The following is a 14,857-nucleotide window of genomic DNA, read 5'->3' as shown; positions in this document are numbered from 1 at the left end:
GGAGGTCGGTCGGATCAGCGATGGACGCGCGGAAGGGCGTTGCCGCAGGATCCACCGGCGTGTCCGGGCTCGCCAGGGCTGCCGCAGCGTACCCGAGGGCCCGTCCCCGCTCCGCTCCGGGCGGCGTGCGTCAGGCCGGCGGACGGCCTCCGGTGAGCGTCCAGCGGATGTCCACGAAGCCCGGCTGCTGCAGGGTCATCCGGCCGTTCCTGACCACCTGGTAGGTGACCCAGGTGTTCACCAGCCGCGGCGACCCGCTGCTGGGCAGCATGTTGGTGGTGCCCCAGTTCAGCGGCGGGGTGATCCCGACGTCGATGACCTCGCCGCCGTCCAGCAGCGAGGAGACGGCCTTCGAGGAGACCGGCTTGCCGGCCTCCGTCAGCTTCTGCACCGCCGTCCGGAACACCTCGTACGCGACCCAGGTGGTCTGCACGCCCGGGTCGGAGACGTCGATCGGGTGCCCGTTGGTGGTGTCGGTGCGCACCACGGCGCGCAGCCCGTCCCAGATCTTCGCCGACTCCGGCGGGTACCAGCTGGTGACGTAGGCGCCGCCGAGCGGGCCGGAGTCGCCGCCGGTGGAGTCCACCACCGACTGCTGGACGCTGCCGATGATCGAGGCGATCCGGGTGTTCTTCGGGTTCAGCCGCCGGTAGGAGTCCAGCAGGTTGCCGGTCGGCTCGGCGGCCAGGGCACTGGTGACGCAGGTGCCCGGCTCGTCCTTGCCGATCGCCTTGCGGACCACCGGGGTGTAGTCGGAGGACTGCTCGGGCGCCTTGACGTCCGTCAGCCGGATCCCGGCCGGCCGCAGCGCGGTGCCCAGGTAGCCGAGCAGGTTGTCGCCGGCCGGGGTGTCCGGGCGGACCAGGGCGACGGACTTGCAGCCGGCGTCCACCAGCTGGCGGCCGTTGCCCGCGATCAGCGCCGGCATGCCGCCGTCCACCGGGTAGGACAGCGGGCTGGCGAACTCCGGCTGGGAGAGCCCGTAGCCGCCGATCAGCGGGATGCCGGCGCGCTCCAGCACCGGCATGAACGCCTCGCCCCACTGGCTGTACGAGCCGATCACGGCGACCGCCTTGGCGTCCACCGCCTGCTGGGCGCAGGCGCGGGCACCGTCCACGGTGTTGTGCTCGTTGCAGGTGATCACGCGCAGCCGGTGGCCGTTCAGTCCGCCCTTGGTGTTGACGTCCTGGCCGATGGCGGAGGCGAGCGCCGTCATGCCCGGGCGGTCGGCGGAGCCGGTGCCCGCCGGGGCCCAGGTCATCACGGTCAGGTCGCTGCCGCTGGTGGAAGCATCGGCCGATCCGCCGCACGCGGAGGCCGAGAAGAGGGTGGGGAGCAGGACCGCGGCGGTGGCGGCGGCTGCGATCGGGCGTCGGTGGCGGCGTCGCACGATCGGGGGACGGGCCTGGAAGGAGTCCCTTCGGCTGGTCATCGGTTTTCCCTCTCTGGGGCGCCCTCCGGCGCACCGGAGCAAGCCAAGCCCCGGCGCCGCAAGCCGAGAGGGCCGAAGTGCGAACGGACGGCAAACGGACGCCGAAATCCGGGGCGGTACGCGTGTAGATCGCGAGTGGAGCACGAACAGACGGGGAACGTACGATCGTTCACCATGTCCGCCAGCACAGATTCTTCGTATCGGTCCACCCGAAACCCTTCTCGTCCGGGCCACCGCTCCAGCACGATGGGCGGCATGCCGCTCAACGACCTGCCCTGGTGGCGCTGGCGAGCCCGAATGCGCTCGGCGCTGCACATGCTGTCCGACCCCGGTTTCCAGCACGAGGCCTGGCTGACCGGCCGGGAGGGGTACGGCGACGTGACCGACGCCGTCTACCGGCTGGTCGAGGACACCTGGCTGGACCACTGGTCGGCCGAGAAGTACGTCGGGACGATCTTCCGCGACGCCGCCGAGGCCGCACTGGTGGACGTCGCGGTGCTGCGGGCCGTGCAGATGCTGCACGAGGTCGGTGCGGACGCGCCGGCCTCGGCCTACCTCGGCCACCCCGGCTGGCCGGAGACCGTCCGGGCCGCCCGCGAGGCGCACGTCGCGATGGCCGTGGGCGACGGGGACGACCCGGACGCGCCGCCGAAGTCGCTGGACGTGCTGCGCATCCTCACCTGGGTCTGACCGCCGGGCGCCGCCGTCCCGCAGTAGCAGCCGTCCCGCAGTACGGGCAGCGGGACGGCGCATGTCCGGGATGTGACACGCTGGACCGTCCACGCACGTCACGACCTAGAACGGGATACCCCCAGTGCAGCAGCCGGCCGGCGCCCAGTACGTCCTCACGCTGTCCTGCCCCGACAAGCAGGGCATCGTCCACGCTGTCTCCAGCTACCTCTTCATGACCGGCTGCAACATCATCGACAGCCAGCAGTTCGGGGACGGCGACAGCGGGCTCTTCTTCATGCGGGTGCACTTCTCCGCCCCCGAGCCGGTCACCGCCGACAAGCTGCGGGCCAGCTTCGCCGCGATCGGCGCCTCCTTCGGCATGGACTGGCAGATCCACCCGACCGAGCAGCGGATGCGGATCGTGCTCATGGTCAGCAAGTTCGGGCACTGCCTGAACGACCTGCTCTACCGCACCCGGATCGGCGCCCTGCCGGTGGAGATCGCCGCGGTGGTCTCCAACCACACCGACCTGAAGGACCTGACCGAGAGCTACGGGGTCCCGTTCCACCACATCCCGGTCACCAAGGACACCAAGGCCGAGGCCGAGCAGCGGCTGCTCGACCTGGTCGCCGAGGAGAACGTCGAACTGGTCGTGCTGGCCCGCTACATGCAGGTGCTCTCCGACCAGCTGTGCACCGCGCTGTCCGGCCGCGTGATCAACATCCACCACTCCTTCCTGCCGAGCTTCAAGGGCGCCAAGCCGTACCACCAGGCGCACGCGCGCGGCGTGAAGCTGATCGGCGCCACCGCCCACTACGTCACCGCCGACCTGGACGAGGGCCCGATCATCGAGCAGGAGGTCGCCCGGGTCACCCACGACGTCAGCCCCGACCAGCTGGTCGCGCTCGGCCGGGACGTCGAGTGCCAGGCGCTGGCCCGCGCGGTGAAGTGGCACAGCGAGCACCGGGTGCTGCTGGACGGGACCCGGACGGTCGTCTTCGCCTGAGGCGCGGCGCGGCGCCGGGGCCCTGGGGCCCGCTACGGCCTGGAGAGCAGCGGGAGCGCGTGCAGCACCTCGCGGACGGCGGCCCGGTCGCCGTGGGTGCCGACCGGCAGCCGGTCCGGGTCGCGGTGCGCCGCGGCCAGCTGGCACAGCTCCAGGCCGTCCAGCACCATCGAGGCCACCGGCTCGGTGCCGTCTCTGCCGGCTCTGCCGTCGATGCTGTCGGAGCCGTCGGTGCGGAGGCCGTCGCCGTCGAGGGGGACCAGCCACTCGCCGCCCGCCGGGCCGTCGACCATCAGCCGCACCCGCCGGGCCGCCTTGACCCCGCCCACCGGTGCGACCGGCACCCCGGCGAACTCGGGGCGGGCCGCGCGCAGCCCGGCCAGCGCCCGGGGGAGCAGCCGGACCACCAGCTCCACCATCTGCCGCAGGTGCTGCGGCGCCGGCGGGTCGTACGGGTAGGCGACCGCCCGGGCCACGTCCTCGCCGTGCACGAAGCACTCGAAGGCGCGGTCCACGAAGGCGTCGCGCAGCGGCAGCACCGCGAAGCCGTAGTCGACCGGGGTGTTGCCCTGCGGCCGGAGCGCGGCCCCGCGCACCAGGTCGTGGGCCTGCCGCCGCCAGCGGGAGCGCACCGACTGCGGTGCCAGACCGCGCTGGTCGGCGACCAGCCGGGCGGTGCGCGCGGTGATCGCGGCGTACGGACCGCCCTGCGCCGGAACGCGCGGCACCGCCGGACCGGCGGCCGGCTCCTGCGGCGGCACCCGCCGCCCGATCCGCGCGGCGGGCAGGCCCGGGGCGGCCGGCACCGGGTCGGGCAGACCGAGCGCCAGCGCCAGGAAGCCGTCCACCGCGGTCAGATGGCCGAGCACCTCGGCCGGGCGCAGCCACTCGGTGCCGCCGTGCCAGGGCAGTTCGGCCACCTCCTGCCACTCCTCCGGGCCGAGGTCGCGCAGCAGCGCGTCGAGCTTGGCGGTCTCCGCCGTGTACGGCATCCCCCAGACGGGGACGGGCAGTTCGGCCGGGCGACGGGCCAGGCACCAGTCGAGCACCTGCTGGCGCAGCGAGCCGGGCTGGTCCAGCGGCTCGTCCAGGGAGAGCCAGCCGGCCGCCTCGCGCAGCCGGGCCGCCTCCTCGGCGCACTCCCGGCAGTCGCGCAGGTGCTGCTCCAACTCGGCCGCCTCGCGGGCCGGGCAGGCGCCGAGGGCCCACGCGCCGAGCAGCGAGCGCAGGGCGTCGTGCTGCTCCTCAGTGCTGCTCACGTCTCCCCGTCCCCGTGCCCGTCCCCGTGCCCGATTCCGTCCCCGGCTCCGTCCTGGCGGGCGCGCTCCTCGGCCAGTTCGGTGGCCAGCAGCTCCAGACCGAGCCGCATCCGCTGCTTGGCGACCTGTTCGCTGATGCCGAGCAGCCGGGCCGTCTCGTGGTAGGTGCGACCGTCGTAGTAGGTCACCGCGATGGTCTCACGCAGGGGTTGGGGCAGGGAGTCGACCACGTACTGCATCCGCGCGGCGGTGGCCACGGCGCGGATCTCGGCCTCCGCGCCCGGTCCGCGGTCGGCGGCCCGCCGCGCCCGCAGCCGTTCGACCGCGCGGTGGTGGGTCAGCGCGCCGAGCCAGGAGCGCAGCGAGCCCCGGGCGGGGTCGAAGTCCTCGGGGTGCTCCCAGACATGGGCGAAGACCTCCCGGGTGAGCTGGGTGGCGGCGGCCTGGTCGGCCAGTATCCGCCCGGCCAGGCCGTGCACCATCGGCGCGAGCTGGTCGTAGAGTTCGCCGAGCGCCGTCTCCTCGCCGCGGGCGAGGCGGCGCTGCAACTGCTCGTCCCAGCGCGGGGTCCGCTCCGGGGTGGCCATCGGGAACCACCCTCCTGACGGGTTCGCTGGCGTACCCAACGGTATCCCGCGGCCGGGCGGCGCCGGGGGCGATTCCGGCAAGAACGGAACCGTTCCCCACGGATCGCCGTCCTCCTGGACGTGCTCCCCGGTCCGGACCGCCGTCCTCCGGGACCGGGCCGCCGGATGGTGCGACGGTCGGTCGATGTGACGGCGGGGTCGGCGGGGGCGTCCGTCGGCGCCGCCGTACGAGCACCGTCGGACACGCGCCGCAGGGGTGGTTCGCGAGTGGCGGGCGGGGCGCCCGGGGCGCGCGGCGGTAGGTTCCCGACCGCGGGACCGGCAGGTCGGCCCGGGTCGGACGATCACCGGTACGAGGCTCGCGAGCGTGAGCGGGACAGTATGCACCGCACTGTCGCCCGATCGCCGGAATATGCCCGAAGCGCTTGCTGCGTTCCGTCCCCCCGCCCATCCTGAGGCGTATTCGTGTCGCGGCCGGTGCCCGACCGACGAGACGGCGCGGACGAACGGGCGCGGGCGAACGGATCGCGCGGGCGCCCGGGCACGGCTCGGGCGGCACCGGGCGACGGGCTCGGGCCCGCCGGCCGGTCCGGCCCGACCGGGACTCAGCCGAACTGCGAGTGCGGGTGGTGGAGCGGTGCAGGTTCTTCAGGTACAGCTGGCGGTGCAGGCTGACCCCGCCGAGGTCGGTCGGGCCCGCCGGTGGGTGCGCTCGCGGCTGCTGAACCACGGGGTGGACCCGGACGCGCCGATGGCCGAGACGGTGGTGCTGGTGGTCTCGGAGCTGGTGACCAACGCCGTGGTGCACACCGGCTGTCCGGCCGTGCTGCGGCTCTGTCTGCCGGTGGCCGACGGTCCGCAGGAGGGCGGCCCGGCCGCCCCGCTGCGGGTGGAGGTCGCCGACGCGAGCCAGGCCCCCCCGGCCCCGCGGCACGCGGGCGCGGACGAGGACGCGACCAACGGGCGCGGCCTGGAGCTGGTCGAGCTGCTCTGCGAGCGCTGGGGCTGGTACCCGGACGGCTCGGGCAAGCGGGTCTGGTGCGAGATCGGCAGTGACGCCCGGCCGACCGAGCCGCTGGCCGACGTGGACTGGGCGGCTTTGGCGCAATAGCGGCTTTCGCGGCGGCCGTCCGCGGGTGCCGATCACCGGTGCTGATCACCGGCCGAAAGGTGACGCAACCATTCCGAATTTCGGACTACCCATTGACGTGACGTATCCGACTGATCACTCTTGGGTGCGGCGCTCCGTTGCGAGGGGACGCCGAGGGGACGTTCGTCCACCGTCGCGGTGCTGCTGTCCAGGGGATTCGTGCCAGCAGGGGGGATCGCGGACGGTCGGCCACGGGCCGCTCCTCGGCGAGTGCGGAGGGTGTGGCGCGGACTCAGGGCTCGCGCGCCGCGGTTGGATGGCGGCCTGCCGTGTCGCGCTCGCAGTGCGCTCGGCCTGCCGCCATCCAATGCGTCGCCCCCGTGCGACGGGATCCGGCCACCGGGCGGCCCGTTCCCAGACTTCGCTCAGGAAGCCCGCCGGGTAGGGCCTTCGGCGACGGTGGGGCTCCCGTGGCCGGTGCCGCTCTCGGGGAGGGCGCTGCTTTCGGGGAGGGCACGGAAGGTGCGCCGGTAGGCGCTCGGCGCGACGTCGAGCCGGCCGCGCAGCTGCAGCCGCAGCGAGGCGGCGGTGCCGAAGCCGGACTCCCGGGCGACCTGGTCGATCGTCAGGTCGGTCCGCTCCAGCAACTGGCGGGCCCGCTCGGTGCGCTGGGTGGTGATCCACTGGCCGGGGCTGGCCCCGGTCTCCTCCCGGAAGCGCCGGGTGAAGGTCCGTACGCTCATCCCCGCCCGGTCGGCGAGCTGCCGCAGCACCAGCGGCCGGTCCAGGTGCTCCAGCGCCCAGGCGCGCACCGCGGCGGTGCCGCTGTCGCCGGGGTCCACCGGGCTCGGGGCCTCCACGTACTGCTTCTGGCCGCCCTCGCGCCACGGCGGTACCAGGCAGTTGCGGGCCACCGCGTTGGCCACCGCGCTGCCGTGGTCGCGGCGCACCACGTGCAGGCAGAGGTCCACCCCGGCGGCCACCCCGCCGGAGGTGAGGACGTCGCCGTCGTCGGTGTAGAGCACGTCGGGGTCCAGCCGCACCCGGGGGAACAGCTGGGCGAAGCGCTCGGTGTAGCGCCAGTGGGTGGTGGCCGGGCGGTCGTCCAGCAGGCCGGCGGCGGCGAGCACGAAGGAGCCGGTGCAGATCGACATCAGCCGGGTGCCGGGCCGGATCCGGGCCAGTGCGGCGGCCAGTGCCGGGGTGAAGCAGGTGTCGGCGACGGCCGGGCTGGAGTCGGCGGAGGCCGGGATCACCACCGTGTCGGCCCGCTCGAGCAGTTCGGGCCCGTGGTCGACGACGATCCGGAAGTCGGCGCTGGTGGCGACCGGCCGCCCGTCCAGGGTGCAGGTGGCCACTTCGTACAGCGGCCGCCCGGCCGGGTCCTTGGCGCCGCCGAAGATGCGGGCGGGGATGCCGAGTTCGAAGGCGATCACGCCCTCCAGGGCGAGTACCGCGACCAGGTGTGCCATGCCGTCCCCTCGGATGTCGGTGGGTCCGGGCCAGCCTACGTCGGACCTTGGCCCGATTCTTGCGAAAGCTGTCATTCAGGCCACTCGTCCGGCGCCGGGCGGCCCGGAACACTCGTTCGCGTGACCGAACGCCGTGTCCTCGCCCCCGCCTCCCGCTCCGGACCGCCCGCCCCGGCCAAGCGCCCCCGGGTGCACTACGCCTGGGTGGTGGCCGCCGTCTCCCTGCTCGTCCTGCTCGGCTCGGCCGGCTTCCGCTCCACGCCGAGCCTGATGATGGACGCCCTGCACAACGAGTTCGGCTGGTCGCTCGGGACGATCTCCAGCGCCACCTCCGTCAACCTGACGCTCTACGGCCTCACCGCCCCGTTCGCCGCCGCCCTGATGGACCGTTTCGGGGTGCGCCTGGTGGTGGTCTGCGCGCTGCTGACCATCTCGGTCGGCGCCGGGCTGACCATGCTGATGCGCGAGCCCTGGCAACTGGTGCTCTGCTGGGGCGTGCTGGTCGGCCTCGGCAGCGGCTCGATGGCCGGCGCCTTCGCCACCACCATCACCGGCCGCTGGTTCCAGGCCAGGCAGGGCCTGGTCACCGGGGTGCTGACCGCCGCCGGGGCCGCCGGGAACCTGGTCTTCCTGCCGGTCGGCGCCTGGCTGGTCGAGCAGCACGGCTGGCGCTCGGCCGTGGTCGTGGTCTCGCTCGCCGCCAGCGCCGTCGCCGTCCCGGTCCTGCTGCTGATGCGCGAGCGGCCCGCCGACGTCGGCCTGCTCCCGTACGGCGCGACCGAGGCCCCGCCCGCGCCGGTGACCGAGGGCCGCGCCCTGACCCGCTCGCTGAAGGTGCTCCGGGACGCCGCCCGCACCCGGGCGTTCTGGCTGCTGGCCGGCTCCTTCGCGATCTGCGGCGCCACCACCGCCGGCCTGGTCGGCACCCACTTCATCCCGGCCGCGCACGACCACGGCATGCCGGTCACCACCGCCGCGAGCCTGCTCGCCCTGATCGGCGTCTTCGACGTGGTCGGCACCGTGGCCAGCGGCTGGTTCACCGACCGGGTCGACTCCCGGCTGCTGCTCACCGTCTACTACGGGCTGCGCGGCCTGTCCCTGCTCCTGCTGCCGCAGCTGATGGCCGGCACGCTCCAGCCGCCGATCCTCGCCTTCGTGATCTTCTACGGGCTGGACTGGGTGGCCACCGTGCCGCCGACCGTCGCGCTGTGCCGCCGGCACTTCGGCGGGGACGCCCCGATCGTCTTCGGCTGGGTGCTCGCCGCCCACCAGATCGGCGCGGCCGTCGTCGCCGGACTGGCCGGCCTGGCCCGCGACGCGCTCGGCAACTACGACCTCACCTGGTACGGGGCCGGCGGGCTGTGCGCGGTCGCGGTCGGGCTCTGCCTGGCGCTGCGCACCGGGCGGACCGACCGGGCGGTGCCGGCGCTGCCGTGACGGCCGGTGCCCCGGTGGGCTCCGGTGACGGCCGGTGCTCCCGGCGGGGCTGTCGTACCGGAGGTCTAGGCTCCGGTCCATGGCCGCCCTGACCTTCACCCTGGACCCGAAGCCCGACCCGGACCTGCGGACGGACATCGTCCGGCTGTGGGTCGACGTCACCAACGCCGGCGGGGCGGTCGGCTTCGTGGGGCCGGTCACCGAGGAGGAGGTCTGGGACACCGCCGACCACCAGTTCGCCGGGATCGCGCCGGACGGTCCGGACCGGCTGCTGGTCGCCCACGAGAGCGGGACGGGCCGGCTGGTCGGCGCGCTGTTCTTCGAGTCGATGCGCTTCGACCTCATGGAGCACTGGCGGATGCTCAAGCGGGTCATGGTGCACCCCGACTTCCAGGGCCTCGGCCACGGCGCCCGGCTGCTCGCCGAGGCCGAGCGGGTGGCCCGGGAGTGGGGCCTGGAGTCGCTGCGGCTCACCGCGCGCGGGGGCCAGGGGCTGGAGCGGTTCTACGCCCGCAGCGGCTACCGGGAGGTCGGCCGGGTGCCGGCCGCGATCCGGATCGCCCCCGGGGACGACCGGGACGACATCACCATGTGGCTCGACCTGCGCTGACACCGGCCCCGGCCGGGCCGTCCGGGCCGGACCGGGTGCCCCGTGCCCCGTTCCGGCTGTCAGGCATGCTTGACTGGAGGACCGGCCCCAGCGCAACGAAGAAGGATGTGTCGAGTGACCAGCAACGGCCCGGAGAAGTCGCACGCCACGCTCCGCTACACCTCCATGCGGGTCAGCATCTTCCTCGGCTGCCTGCTGGTGGCCCTGCTGCTCGGGCACTTCCAGGTCATCCCGGTCAGCGGTGAGGCCGGCATGATCTTCCTCTTCCTGCTGGCCGCGGTCGCCTCCGCGCCGCTCAGCTACGCGCTGCTGGGCAGGCAGCGCGACGCGATGTCCGAGCAGATCAGCGGCAAGGTCTCCGGGATGCGCAGCCGTACCGCCGAGCGGATCGCCGCGCAGAACGCCGAGGAGGACGCCGCCGACGACGCCGCCCGCGCGGCCACCGCCGGCCAGAGCTGACCCCGGCCCCGCCCGCGAGCGCAGCCGCCGTGCCCGCCACCCGAGACTCCGTGCCGTCCGAGCCGCCTTCCGCCGAGCAGCCGTCCGTCGAGCCGTCCGAGCCGTCTTCCGCTGAGCGGCCGTCCGCCGGGCAGCCGTCCGTCGAGGCGGCGCTCGGCACCTGGCCGGCCCCCGTCCGCCGGCCCACCGGCCGGGACGTGGCCCGGCTCGCCGGGGTCTCCCAGGCCACCGTCTCCCTGGTCTTCTCCGGCGCCGAGGCCGGCCGACGGGTCTCCGAGGCGACCCGGGAGCGGGTCCGGGAGGCCGCCCGCGGCCTCGGGTACCGCCCGCAGGCGGCCGGCCGGCAGCTGCGGCTCGGCCGCAGCGGGATGATCCTGCTGGCCGTGCCGAACCTCCAGGGCCCGTTCTTCGGCCGGGTGCTGGAGGGCGTCCACGAGGAGGCCGGCCGCAACGGTCTGGCCGTCGTGGTCAGCTCCGGCTGGGGCAGCGCCACCCTCGCCGAGGCCGCCACCGCGGGCCGCTTCGACGGCCTGCTGATCTGCTCCCCGGACGACAGCCAGCTCGGCGAGCTGCCCGCCGACACCCCCGCCGTCTTCCTGGACGCCGACCCCGGCACCGACCGGGCGCGTCCGACCGTCGAACTCGACGTGGCCGGCGGGATGCGCGCCGCGGTCGAGCACCTGGCCGCGCTCGGCCACCGCAGGATCGGCCGGCTGCGCTCCAGCCACTCCGCGTACACCTTCCGGGTCCGGCAGGCCGCCTTCGAGCAGGCCGTCCGCGAACTCGGCCTGGACGTGGTGGAGTTGGGCGTGAGCCTGAACGACGGACATCGGGCCGCGCGGGCCGTCGCGGGCCGGCTGCTGGAGCGGGCGGACCGGCCGCGCGCGGTGCTCTGCGACGACGACGTGGTCGCCTCCGGGGTCTACCAGGCCGCCGCGGAGCTCGGGTTGCGGGTGCCGGAGGACCTGTCGGTGGTCGGCATGGACAACGTCGCGGTGGCCGCGCTGCTCGCCCCGCCGCTGACCACCGTCGACCTGCCGGGCGAGGAGCTGGGCCGGGCGGGCGCGGCCGCGCTGGCGGCCCTGCTGCGCGGGGAGCGGGTGGTGCCGGTCGCGCCGCTGGCGACCTCGCTGGTGCTGCGCGCCTCCACGGCGCCGGCCGGTTCGGCTTCGACGGTCTGATCACGGTCCGTCACCACTGGGTGGCGCCGCTCCGTCCGGATTGCCCCCCTATGGCCCTCAGCTGGCTCACAGATGGCCCTCGGGCGCGTCCAGAATTGCTCCAATCAGGTGAATAATCCTCATTTACTCTCGCGCCGTACCTCCATTCGGATTAACAGAGGGTGAGATTCCAGGATGCGGACGCTCCGATCAATACCCTCACCCTCGTCCAAGGCGGGCCGGATGGCCACCGCCCTGGGCCTCTTCGCGGGCACGCTGCTCACCGGCACCCTCACCGTCCCGACCGCCCAGGCGGCCGTCGGCTTCACCAAGACGGTGGACAAGCCGACGGCGGCGCCCGGCGAGAACGTCACCTACACCCTGCGCTACACCTGTTCCGTCACCGACTGCGCCAACGGCCGGATCACCGACACCCTCCCGGCCGGGATGGAGTTCGTCGGCTGGACCCCGGACGCGAGCACCGTCGACGTCGCCGGCTCGACCGTCCCGGCGGCCGGCACCGTCGGCGGCACCCTCGACATCAGGCTCCTCACCCTCACCCCGGGGACCACCGCGACCGTCAAGGTCGTCCTCAGGTTCCCCAACTTCACCACCCCCAACGGCACCAAGGCCGTCAACTCGGCCACCCTGACCGCCGACGGCGAGCCCGAGCAGTCCGGCTCCGCCACCACCGGCGCCGTCGTCCAGCCCGACTACAAGGTCACCAAGGGAGTCCAGACCAGCAGCCAGGACGGCCGCTCGGTCACCTACCAGTTCAGCGCCTGCTCCACCAGCGGCGTCCCCAACGTCGACCTGGACGCGAGCCGGCTGGTCGACACCCTGCCGCCCGGCGCCGTCGTCGACACCGGCCGCTCGCCCGGCTGGACCCAGGACCCGGGCAACCCCGACCGCTGGGTGTTCGACATCGGCGCCTTCCGGGCCGGCAACGGCCAGGCCGGCTGCCGCAACCCCGGCGTCCTGGTCGTCAACTACCCCGACCCGGCGTTCCCCAGCGGCACCACCTCCACCAACTCGGTGGTCCTGCAGGGCGACCCGCTCGGCCCCGAGGGCATGCGCGACCTGTCCGACGCCACCGCCGTGTCCCCGGTCTTCCAGCCGCCGACCACCGGCATCCAGGTCACCGCCTCCAAGGTCTGGCAGGACCGGGTGGTCTCCGGCGACATCGCCTCCTTCAGCCTCCACGCCGTCAACACCGCCGGCCCCGTCACCCGCCTGGTGATGACCGACCCGGGCGGCGGCACCACCACCGGCCTCTACAACTGGCTGATCCCCCAGTCCATCCAGCTGGAGGCCTGGAACCCCGCCACCATCGGCCTCACCCTCCAGTACCGGCTCGACGGCGACCCGACCTGGCGGACCTTCACCCCCGGCAAGCCGTTCGACGGTTCGGGCAGCCGCCGGATCACCTTCGCCGAAGGCGCCGGGAACCCGGCGAACGACGTGCTCGGCCTCCCGGCCGGCCGCCGGCTCGACGGGCTGCGCTTCGAGTGGAACGGCCCCGTCCCCACCGGCTGGAGCCCCGGCAACGCCGTCCAGGTGCTCTCCCAGGTGGTCACCCCCGGCCACGACGGCCGCACCGCCCCCGGCCCGCTGCACAACTGCGTGGACGTGACCGGCACCGACGCGGCCGGCGCCACCGCCTCGGCGAACGCCTGCGCCGACACCACCGTCTCCGCCGCCACCAACCTGGGCGCCGCCAAGACCACCGTCTCCGGCGAGGTCCTCGCCCCCGGCGGCATCGCGACCTTCCAGCTCACCCCGTACAACCGCACCGGCCGCACCCTGGGCACCCCGCTGGTGATGTACGACCTGCTGCCGCCCGGCCTCGTCTACCAGGACGGCAGCGCCCGGCGCGACCCCGGCTACCCGGAGTCCGTCGCCCCGAGCTCCGTCCAGGTGCTGCCCGGACCGGACGGCCGCCAGTTGCTCAAGCTGACCTGGCCGGCCGGCGCGCCCGACATGACGTACCTCAACGACTACCGGGCCTACCGCACCCTGATCGACGTCCAGGTGGCCGGCAGCGCCAGGCCCGGGACCCTCACCAACGACGCGTACGTCACCACCGAGGGCGCCGGGGAACCCGTCACCTGCTCCTACTTCGGCACCGACAGCGGTGTCCCGGACACCCACGACCTCGACGGCGACGGCAACACCACCGAGACGATGTGCCACGCCTCCTCCCGGGTCGAGGTGCAGGTCCCGGCCGTGCTGCGCTCCTTCAAGGAGGTCAAGGGCGACCTCGACCAGGACTACGCCACCACCGGCACCACCACGCCCGGCGGCGGCCTCTCCTACCGGCTGACCGTCCGCAACGACTCGCCGGACCCGGTCACCGACTTCGTCGCGTACGACAAGCTGCCCACCCCCGGCGACTCCTACCTGCTGCGCCCGGACGTCCCGCGCGGCTCCGCCTGGACGCCCTCGCTCACCCGGCCGCTGACCTCCAGCGACCCGACCGTGGCGATCGAGTACACCACCTCGCCGAACCCCTGCCCGACCGGGCCGATCACCGTGCCCGGGCCGTGCGACGCGAACGCGAAGTGGAGCACCGACTTCCCCGGGCCGGGCAACACCACCTGGTTCAAGGTCAGCCGGCCGGGCACCCTGCCGTCCGGCGGACTGTTCACCCTGACCTGGCCGATGGTCGCCTCGGTGGACGCCGGCAACGCCGACTTCGCGTGGAACAGCTTCGCCTACACCGCCACCGACTCCACCGGCAGCCCGCTGCTGCCGGCCGAGCCCGCCAAGGTCGGCGTCGGCGTCCAGGCGCCCGCGCCGCCGGACAACGCGCTCGGCGACCACGTCTGGGCCGACCGCGACGGCAACGGCGTCCAGGACCCCGGCGAGAACGGGGTCCGCGGCGTCCGGGTCGAGCTGCTGGACGGGACCGGACAGCCGGTCCGGGACAAGCTGGGCAAGCCGGTCACCACGGTGACGGACGCGGACGGGAACTACCTGTTCGACAAGCTGCCGGACGGGGAGTACGCGGTGCGCTTCGACCTGACGACCGCTCCGGCGGGCGCCAGGGCCACCACGCGGCACGCGGGGAAGGACCCGGCGCGGGACTCGGACGCCGACCCGGCCACCGGGACCACCCAGACCGTACGGCTGTCGGGCGGGGCCCGGGACCTGAGCCTGGACCTGGGGCTGGTGCCGGCGGACGAGCCGACGCCGACGCCTACGCCGACGCCTACTCCGACTGCGACGGGTTCGCCGACGCCGACCGGTTCCCCGTCTCCGACCTCGTCGCCGACTCCGACGAACTCGCCGTCCCCCACGGGTTCGCCGACGCCGACCGGTTCGCCCACGGGTACGCCCACGAGTACGCCCACCGGTTCGCCGGCACCGACGGACTCGACCTCGCCGTCGGACGGCCCCTCGAACGGCCCGTCGTCGAGCGAGCCCCCGAGCACGGGTGAGCCCGGCGCGCCGTCGCAGGATCCGCAGCGGCCGTCCCCGGACCGGGGCGGCGGCGAGCTGCCGCACACCGGTGGGCCCGGTCTGCTGCCGGCCGCTCTCGGTGCCGCCGCCCTCGGCCTCGGCGTGCTGTTCACGGTGGTCGCCCGGCGCCGTCGGGGCCGCCACAGCTGACCGCGCGTGGCTGATCACCCGTAGGTGAAGGACAGGAAGGACAAGACCGCGCCCGCCGGCC

The 14,857-nt window shown here is 74.2% G+C and carries 12 protein-coding genes; 8 read left to right on the top strand and 4 right to left on the bottom strand.

Translation table 11 applies throughout. The annotated features are described in order from the left end of the window. Positions 1-130: 130 nt before the first annotated feature. Positions 131-1,432: an ABC transporter substrate-binding protein gene (locus ACFU7Z_RS22270; RefSeq protein WP_380779117.1), complete on the bottom strand. Its 1,302-nt coding sequence runs from the start codon at positions 1,430-1,432 to the stop codon at positions 131-133. Between the two features lie 174 nt (positions 1,433-1,606). Between ACFU7Z_RS22270 and ACFU7Z_RS22265 the strand changes: the two genes are divergently transcribed. Then, on the top strand, positions 1,607-2,122 hold the full coding sequence (locus ACFU7Z_RS22265) for a hypothetical protein (protein WP_380779115.1): 516 nt from the start codon (positions 1,607-1,609) through the stop codon (positions 2,120-2,122). 124 nt (positions 2,123-2,246) lie between these two features. Then, positions 2,247-3,110 carry a formyltetrahydrofolate deformylase gene (gene purU / locus ACFU7Z_RS22260; protein WP_181970649.1) on the top strand — a complete coding sequence of 288 codons (864 nt, stop codon included), beginning with the start codon at positions 2,247-2,249 and terminating at the stop codon, positions 3,108-3,110. A gap of 32 nt (positions 3,111-3,142) precedes the next feature. Here the strand turns inward: purU and ACFU7Z_RS22255 are convergent, their stop codons facing one another. Both ACFU7Z_RS22255 and ACFU7Z_RS22250 read right to left on the bottom strand, forming a co-directional pair. After that, positions 3,143-4,369, bottom strand: a complete 1,227-nt coding sequence (locus ACFU7Z_RS22255) for a zf-HC2 domain-containing protein (RefSeq protein ID WP_380779113.1) — start codon at positions 4,367-4,369, stop codon at positions 3,143-3,145. Then, positions 4,366-4,956 (bottom strand): RNA polymerase sigma factor, encoded by a 591-nt coding sequence (locus ACFU7Z_RS22250; protein ID WP_063780343.1) that lies wholly within the window; start codon positions 4,954-4,956, stop codon positions 4,366-4,368. Before ACFU7Z_RS22250 ends, ACFU7Z_RS22255 begins: the two co-directional genes overlap by 4 nt. Before the next feature lie 637 nt (positions 4,957-5,593). Between ACFU7Z_RS22250 and ACFU7Z_RS22245 the strand changes: the two genes are divergently transcribed. Beyond that, complete coding sequence (locus ACFU7Z_RS22245; RefSeq protein ID WP_049658191.1) at positions 5,594-6,067, top strand: anti-sigma regulatory factor; 474 nt, start codon at positions 5,594-5,596, stop codon at positions 6,065-6,067. A gap of 404 nt (positions 6,068-6,471) precedes the next feature. Here ACFU7Z_RS22245 and ACFU7Z_RS22240 read toward each other — a convergent pair whose 3' ends face one another. Further along, entirely contained in the window at positions 6,472-7,518 is a 1,047-nt protein-coding gene (locus tag ACFU7Z_RS22240) for a GlxA family transcriptional regulator (protein ID WP_380779111.1), read from the bottom strand. Positions 7,519-7,638: 120 nt separating this feature from the next. On the opposite strand from ACFU7Z_RS22240, the gene ACFU7Z_RS22235 reads away from it, so the two are divergent. From ACFU7Z_RS22235 to ACFU7Z_RS22215, 5 genes are all read left to right on the top strand, one after another. Further along, on the top strand, positions 7,639-8,955 hold the full coding sequence (locus ACFU7Z_RS22235) for an MFS transporter (RefSeq protein ID WP_074005507.1): 1,317 nt from the start codon (positions 7,639-7,641) through the stop codon (positions 8,953-8,955). A gap of 79 nt (positions 8,956-9,034) precedes the next feature. Further along, a complete protein-coding gene (locus ACFU7Z_RS22230) occupies positions 9,035-9,565 on the top strand; it encodes a GNAT family N-acetyltransferase (protein WP_380779109.1) in 531 nt (176 codons plus the stop codon). 114 nt (positions 9,566-9,679) lie between these two features. Continuing rightward, complete coding sequence (locus ACFU7Z_RS22225) at positions 9,680-10,024, top strand: DUF4229 domain-containing protein (RefSeq protein ID WP_369808350.1); 345 nt, start codon at positions 9,680-9,682, stop codon at positions 10,022-10,024. Positions 10,025-10,053: 29 nt separating this feature from the next. After that, a complete protein-coding gene (locus ACFU7Z_RS22220; protein WP_380779106.1) occupies positions 10,054-11,205 on the top strand; it encodes a LacI family DNA-binding transcriptional regulator in 1,152 nt (383 codons plus the stop codon). Positions 11,206-11,427: 222 nt separating this feature from the next. Beyond that, positions 11,428-14,796 (top strand): SdrD B-like domain-containing protein, encoded by a 3,369-nt coding sequence (locus ACFU7Z_RS22215; protein WP_380779104.1) that lies wholly within the window; start codon positions 11,428-11,430, stop codon positions 14,794-14,796. Positions 14,797-14,857: the final 61 nt, after the last annotated feature.

This window comes from Kitasatospora sp. NPDC057518 (assembly GCF_042802075.1).
Taxonomy (GTDB): domain Bacteria; phylum Actinomycetota; class Actinomycetes; order Streptomycetales; family Streptomycetaceae; genus Kitasatospora.
The sequence above is the reverse complement of the archived record's forward strand: the minus strand, read 5'-3'. Positions and strand labels throughout refer to the sequence as shown.

Coding starts and splice junctions, on each gene's coding strand:
- ACFU7Z_RS22215 (WP_380779104.1), top strand. CDS start 11,428: ATGGCCACCGCCCTGGGCCTCTTCGCGGGCACGCTGCTCACCGGCACC.
- ACFU7Z_RS22250 (WP_063780343.1), bottom strand. CDS start 4,956: ATGGCCACCCCGGAGCGGACCCCGCGCTGGGACGAGCAGTTGCAGCGC.
- ACFU7Z_RS22230 (WP_380779109.1), top strand. CDS start 9,035: ATGGCCGCCCTGACCTTCACCCTGGACCCGAAGCCCGACCCGGACCTG.
- ACFU7Z_RS22270 (WP_380779117.1), bottom strand. CDS start 1,432: ATGACCAGCCGAAGGGACTCCTTCCAGGCCCGTCCCCCGATCGTGCGA.
- ACFU7Z_RS22265 (WP_380779115.1), top strand. CDS start 1,607: ATGTCCGCCAGCACAGATTCTTCGTATCGGTCCACCCGAAACCCTTCT.
- ACFU7Z_RS22240 (WP_380779111.1), bottom strand. CDS start 7,518: ATGGCACACCTGGTCGCGGTACTCGCCCTGGAGGGCGTGATCGCCTTC.